The sequence below is a fragment of the Mesorhizobium sp. M7A.F.Ca.CA.001.08.2.1 genome, from assembly GCF_003998455.1.
GTDB classification, from domain to species: Bacteria; Pseudomonadota; Alphaproteobacteria; order Rhizobiales; family Rhizobiaceae; genus Mesorhizobium; species Mesorhizobium ciceri.
Genome location: NZ_RZPW01000384.1, coordinates 1 through 5876 on the forward strand (window position 1 = coordinate 1; position 5876 = coordinate 5876).

Here is a 5876-nt window from a genome sequence, read left to right on the forward strand (position 1 = left end):
GTTGTGCAAATTGTGCGTAATGGCTTGCCGGAAAAGCTCATTGGCGGACACGTCGGCAAGTGCCATGCCGCCATGTGCGGCGGCGATGAAAACGGATGGCATGTTTTCCAGCAGCACATTGGCCGTCAGCACGCGTCCCGATGCGGTCATTACCGCAGCCGGCAGACCAAGGGCCTCAAGTGCGGAGACGCTCGCTTTGGCCTGCTCCATGCCCAACCGCGCCGACACCAGGCCGGCGCGCGCAAAGTGGGGACGAAGCTGATCGAGCCTATCGATCGATGTCTGATCGTAGGTGCCATCCCGCGTCCAGCGTTGAAAGACAAATGTGACCAGTTCACCGCTCGGCATGGCAACCGCCGAACAGATATGAGCACCGATACCCGCCGCCCTCAATTGTATCCGTACCGGATCATGCTCGAGCTCGTCAGCAGTCAGAAAATCTTCGACCTGCACGAAACTCGCCGGTTGCAGGCTGCACATGCGCTGAATCGCATCGGAGAATTTCCAGCTGTCGCCGGCGATGAATTCATCGAACAGGGAGCGGACGGTTTCAAGGGAATTGCCATGCCCGGGAAGCTCGTCACTCAACCGACCGCGAACAGGGGAGCCGTCGCTGAACAGGAAGATCGCGCCGTCAGCCGAACTCGAAAGCTCGCTGGCCGCTTCAAGAGCACCCGCCCACAAATCCGGCACGAACGCGGCCTCGTAGATCCTGTCCGTAAGATCATCGAACATGAGAGCGCACAGCCTCTTTCAGAGTCAGCGTCTTGCCGGCTCGGATCGTCAACGCGCTCCCACACGCCAACCGATACCCGCAAGATCAAAATGCCATGCTGAAAGCTGAGGTCAACCTCAGATTGCTGTCGAGCCGCATGCAGTTGCCGGCCCCAAAACGACAAAACCCGCCGGACTGGGTCCAGCGGGCTCGGAACCGCGACAAAAGTCGTCTGGTGCGGCTCTGGCTTCCGCGGCTTGGTCCGCCGCAGCGGACCAGACGTGGCTTTAGATAGCCCTGCGGGCGATCTTTTCGATGTCGGCGCGGTTGATGCCGAGATCGCTGAGCTGACGTGCGTTGAGACGGTTCAGTTCGCGGACGGTCTCGGTGTACATACGCCAGTTACGGAAAGCGCGGATCGGGTTCATGGTAGTCCCTCCAGAATGATGTTCGTTTCGATGGTGCTCAAATAGGCGTCATCGATGAGGACTTGAATGGCTGATTTTGCATAGCAATGATGCAAATGCTGCATTGCAGCATTAAGCTTCTGTTCATCTTGTGGGCAGCGAGGCGCTGACCTCGCGCGCTGTCAGCCTATGTCGAGCACGATCTTGCCGATATGCTCACCCTCTTCCATGCGCTCATGCGCCCGCCAGGCTTCGCTGAGCGGGAAGATCATGTCCATCACAGGGGCAACCTTGCGCGTGCCGAGCAGCGGCCACACCTGCGCTTCCAGCGCCGCCGCGATCGCCGCCTTGAACTCGACGGTTCGCGGCCTCAGCGTCGAACCTGTGTGGGTAAGCCGCTTGACCATGATCTTCGAAAAGTCCGCGCTTGCGACAGCGCCGGCCTGAACGGCGATCTGGACGATGCGGCCTTCGACCGCCGCGGCTTCGTAGTTGCGCGCCACATAGTCGCCGCCGACCATGTCGAGGATGACATTGGCGCCTTTGCCACCCGTTGCCTCCTTGACCGCGGCGACGAAATCCGCCTCGCGATAATTGATCGCCCGGTCGGCGCCGAGCTTCAGGCAGGCGTCGCATTTCTCCTTGCTGCCGGCAGTGGTGATGACATAGGCGCCGAAGGCGGAGGCAAGCTGGATTGCTGTCGTGCCGATGCCGGACGAGCCGCCATGGACGAGCAGCGTCTCGCCTTTCTTGAGGCCGCCACGCTCGAACACATTGTGCCAGACGGTGAAGTAATTCTCCGGCACCGCCGCGGCTTCGGTGTGGGTGAAGCCGGCGGGCAACGGCAGCACGCTCCCTGCATGGACCTTGACATATTCGGCATAGCCGCCGCCGGGCGTCAGCGCACAGACGCGGTCGCCAATGCGCCAGCGTGATATGTCGTCGCCAAGGGCCGCCACTTCACCCGATGCTTCGAGGCCCGGCAGGTCGGATGCGCCGGGCGGTGGCGGATAGGCGCCTTTGCGCTGCTGGACGTCGGGCCGGTTGACGCCGGCGGCATGCACCTTGATCAGGATCTCGCCGGGGCCGGGCTGCGGCACGTCGCGTGTTTCCGGCTTCAGCACCCGAGGGCCACCTGGCTCCGAGATCGCGATGGCCGTCATTCTTGCCGGAATTTTCTGTCCGCTCGCCATGAGATTTCCCGTCTTTCCTCGCCGTTATCCGACCGGCTGTTTGCATCGACGCCCCTGCCCTATGTATGCTGATTGCCAAATCAGGCAAATGGCCAATCTGGTCTTGGCGGAGGAGGAGCGACGATGGCGATCTTCGACGACGAACCCAAGAAGAAGGCGCGCCCGCACGAGATCGGGCAGGACCTGTCATTGCTTTCCGTCAGCGACTTGACTGAGCGGATCGGCATCCTGCGCGACGAAATCGCCCGCCTGGAAGCCGAACTCAAGGCCAAGGACACCACCAAATCCGCGGCCGAAGCACTGTTCCGCCGCGGATAGGCGCTCGGGCGTAAAGCCCGCCGCCGAAAAGCCCGAATGCGACTGTCTTCAGACGCAGCGTCCCCGCCAAACCTGAGCCGGATCAACCAATGTTCGCAACCTACCGACCGATCCTCTCGCTGCTTCGCGGCACCGCTTTCCTGCTCGCGGCATCTGGTTTGCATGGGCTGCTTCTGCCCCTGCGCGGTCAGTTGGAAGGCTTCTCGACCGCATCGCTCGGCCTGATGGGCACGGCCTGGGCCGGCGGCTTCGTCACCGGCTGCTTCTTCGCACCGCGCATCGTGCGCCGCGCCGGCCACGTGCGCGCCTTTGGCGCCTTTGCCGCATCCGGCGCCATCGTGGCGCTGCTCACCGGGCTGATCATCGACGAGTATGTCTGGATCCTGCTGCGCGCCTTCACCGGCTTCACCATGGCCGGCGCCTTCATGGTCATCGAAAGCTGGTTGAACGAGAAGGCCACCAACGAGAACCGTGGCACCGTCTTCGGCCTCTACATGATGGTGACTTATGCCTCGATCATGGGCGGGCAGATGATCGTCGCCGGCGGCGACGTGAAGTCCGCGTCGCTGTTCATGATCACCGGCATCCTGTTTTGCCTGTCGCTCATTCCGACGGCGGTCTCGACCGCCTCCCACCCCAAGCCGCTGCAGGATGTCTCACTTGATGTCAGGGGCCTTTATGCCAATTCGCCGGTGTCGGCGGTCGCTTGCGTGTTGATCGGCATCGCCAACGGCGCCTGGGGCACGCTTGGCGCGGTCTATGGTGCACGCATCGGCATTTCCACGGCCGAGATCGCCCTGATGATGAGTCTTGTGGTCGTTGCCGGTGCCGCCATGCAGCTTCCGGCCGGGCGCCTGTCCGACAAGACCGACCGGCGCTTCGTGCTGGCGGGGGCGGCTTTCGGCGGGGCCTTCTTCGCGCTCATGATCTTCCTGTTCGAGCCACGCTCCGGCGTCTTCGTCATCGTCTTCACCGCCGCTTATGGCGCCTTCGCCTATACGCTCTATTCCATCGCCGTGGCGCATGCCAACGACCACGCGCGCTCGGAGGATTTCGTCAAGGTATCTGGCGGGCTGTTGCTGCTCTATGGCTTCGGCACGATGATCGGACCTTTGCTTGCGGCTGCCCTGATGGGCTGGATGCGCCCGGAAGGTCTGTTCCTGGCGACCGCCTTCGCGCATCTCTGCCTGGCGGGCTACACGCTGCTGCGCATCAGCCGCCGCGCGCCGGTGCCGATCGGGGATCGTGACGCCTTCAAGACGCAGCCGGCCGACCGCTCGGTCACCCCGGAAGCATTGCGGCTTGATCCCAGAAGAAAAGCAGAAGCAGACGGTTGAGATTCGAAAGGCTTTGCCTCACTAATACAGGCATGATGTTTTCCGACGCCTTCATGGCGATTGCCGATCCCAACCGGCGCCATCTTCTGGAAGAACTTCGCCGCGGCCCGAAAACCGTCACCGAACTGGCCGCCGGCTTGCCGGTCTCGCGCCCAGCCGTGTCGCAACATCTGAAAGTGCTGCTCGATGCCGGCCTGGTCCACGCCAAGCCGGAAGGAACAAGGCGCGTCTATACGGTGAGCGGCACTGGCTTCCTCAAACTCAACATCTGGCTCGACCAGTTCTGGGAAGCCTAACCCCGATCAACCGTTGTTGTAGGGGAAGAACTTGAAGTAGGGCTGCGCCTCCCCGATCACCCGAGCGAAGGCGGGGCGCTGCAGCAGGCGGTCGTGATAGCGCTTCACAGCCGGGTACCTGTCGCCCAACGGCTCGACCTTGTTGGCATAGAACAGCGCGGGGGAGGCTGCGCAATCGGCCATGGTGAAGCTGTCGCCCATCGCCCAGATCTTCGACTGCATGTCCTGTTCGATGATGGCGTAGGAATTGCGCAACTGGTCGCGAGCCTGCTCTACGCCGAACGGGTCGGTCTTGTCGCCGGGGCGCAACCGGTCGCCGACAATCTTCTGCATCGGCTCCTGCACATAGCAATCATAGAAACGATCGGCCTGGCGGACGGCCAACGCCATGTCGATCTCGGCGGGCACAAGGTCGACCGGCCCCGGATGGTGCGCGGCCAGATATTCGACGAGGATGCTCGATTCCAGCACCGTACGGCCACGCGCATCGTCGCGCAGCGCCGGCATCTTGCCGGTCGGCGAGATCTTCAGGAAGGCCGCGCGCGATTCAGCATCGCCAAGGTCGACGATGACAGGCGTGAACGGCGTGGCGTTCTCATACAGCGCGATCAACGGCTTCCAGCAGAAGGAGGCCAGCGGATGGAAATGAAGTGTCAGGGACATTTTTTGCTCGTCTGTTTCGTGGATTGTCGGTGGCCGCTACCATGCGGCACGCCTGTTGCGGTTAGCCTTGTCCGTCAAACCAGCCTATGCTGCTTCAACCGGCTTGGACATGCGCGATGATCGCTGCGGACATCTCGGCCCAGTCGTCCGGATGCAGCTCGTGGCCGCCACCTTCGATGCGAATGAGTCTTGCGCCGGTGACCGTCTCGGCCAGCGCCTCGCCGTGTTCGACCGGAAAGATCGGATCCGCCGTGCCGTGAATGACCAGCAGCGGCGCCGCGATCTCGTGCAGGCGGCCCTTCCAGGCGGCGCCGCCCTTGAGCATGAAATGGTTGGTCGCGCTCAGGAAGCCGCCGGAGCGGTCGTAATCCTGCTCGACAAAGGCCCGTATCCCCGCCGCATCGAATGAATGCGTGGTGCTGGCGATCGCCCGCGCATCCCTGACGATGAAATCGACCACTTGACCACGGTCCGACCAATCGACTTTGGCGCCCTCGGCCGAGTGTTCCATGTAGGCTTCGGTCGTCCCGGGAAGGCCGGATGTGTCGATTCCCACCGGCGAACTGCTGATCACAGTCAGAGATACGACACGCGAGGGATGTTTCAACGCCACAAGCTGCGCGATCATGCCGCCCATCGACATCCCGACGACATGCGCCTTGCCGATGCCGTGGTCGTCCAGAACATGCATTGCATCGTCGGCCATATCATCGAACGTGTAGGGCGGCTCTCCCGGTTTGGATTTCGTCGAACGGCCGGTATCGCGATTGTCGTAGCGGATCACGAACAGGCCGGCACCGGCCAGTTTCCGGCAGAACGCCTCCGGCCACCACAGCATCGAGGCCATCGCTCCCATGATCAGCAACAGCGGCGGGTTCGCCGGATCGCCAAAGACTTCGGATATAATCTCAGGGCGTTCGGTGGTCCTCATCACGCAGTCTCCTCTC

General features: G+C 62.5%; 7 protein-coding genes and 1 pseudogene. 3 read left to right on the forward strand and 5 right to left on the reverse strand.

What is annotated here, in order from left to right; translation table 11 throughout:
* The 3 genes and pseudogenes from EN914_RS21360 to EN914_RS21370 all read right to left on the reverse strand — a co-directional run.
* A pseudogene (locus EN914_RS21360) lies at nucleotides 1–735 on the reverse strand (helix-turn-helix transcriptional regulator); the annotation flags it as partial.
* 267 nt (nucleotides 736–1002) lie between these two features.
* Nucleotides 1003–1143 (reverse strand): DUF1127 domain-containing protein, encoded by a 141-nt coding sequence (locus EN914_RS21365; protein WP_013529236.1) that lies wholly within the window; start codon nucleotides 1141–1143, stop codon nucleotides 1003–1005.
* Nucleotides 1144–1304: 161 nt separating this feature from the next.
* Nucleotides 1305–2315, reverse strand: coding sequence for an NAD(P)H-quinone oxidoreductase (locus EN914_RS21370; protein WP_032808842.1), 1011 nt, complete (start codon nucleotides 2313–2315; stop codon nucleotides 1305–1307).
* A 123-nt stretch (nucleotides 2316–2438) separates the two neighbouring features.
* Between EN914_RS21370 and EN914_RS21375 the strand changes: the two genes are divergently transcribed.
* From EN914_RS21375 to EN914_RS21385, 3 genes are all read left to right on the forward strand, one after another.
* The gene (locus tag EN914_RS21375) at nucleotides 2439–2633 is read left to right on the forward strand and encodes a DUF1192 domain-containing protein (RefSeq protein ID WP_023810953.1); all 195 of its coding nucleotides are present in this window, start codon (nucleotides 2439–2441) and stop codon (nucleotides 2631–2633) included.
* Between the two features lie 89 nt (nucleotides 2634–2722).
* Entirely contained in the window at nucleotides 2723–3970 is a 1248-nt protein-coding gene (locus EN914_RS21380) for an MFS transporter (protein ID WP_024502978.1), read from the forward strand.
* Between the two features lie 32 nt (nucleotides 3971–4002).
* Nucleotides 4003–4266, forward strand: coding sequence for a helix-turn-helix transcriptional regulator (locus EN914_RS21385; protein ID WP_013529232.1), 264 nt, complete (start codon nucleotides 4003–4005; stop codon nucleotides 4264–4266).
* 6 nt (nucleotides 4267–4272) lie between these two features.
* Here EN914_RS21385 and EN914_RS21390 read toward each other — a convergent pair whose 3' ends face one another.
* Nucleotides 4273–4929: a glutathione S-transferase family protein gene (locus tag EN914_RS21390; protein ID WP_024502977.1), complete on the reverse strand. Its 657-nt coding sequence runs from the start codon at nucleotides 4927–4929 to the stop codon at nucleotides 4273–4275.
* Nucleotides 4930–5023: 94 nt separating this feature from the next.
* A complete protein-coding gene (locus EN914_RS21395; protein ID WP_024502976.1) occupies nucleotides 5024–5860 on the reverse strand; it encodes an alpha/beta fold hydrolase in 837 nt (278 codons plus the stop codon).
* Nucleotides 5861–5876: the final 16 nt, after the last annotated feature.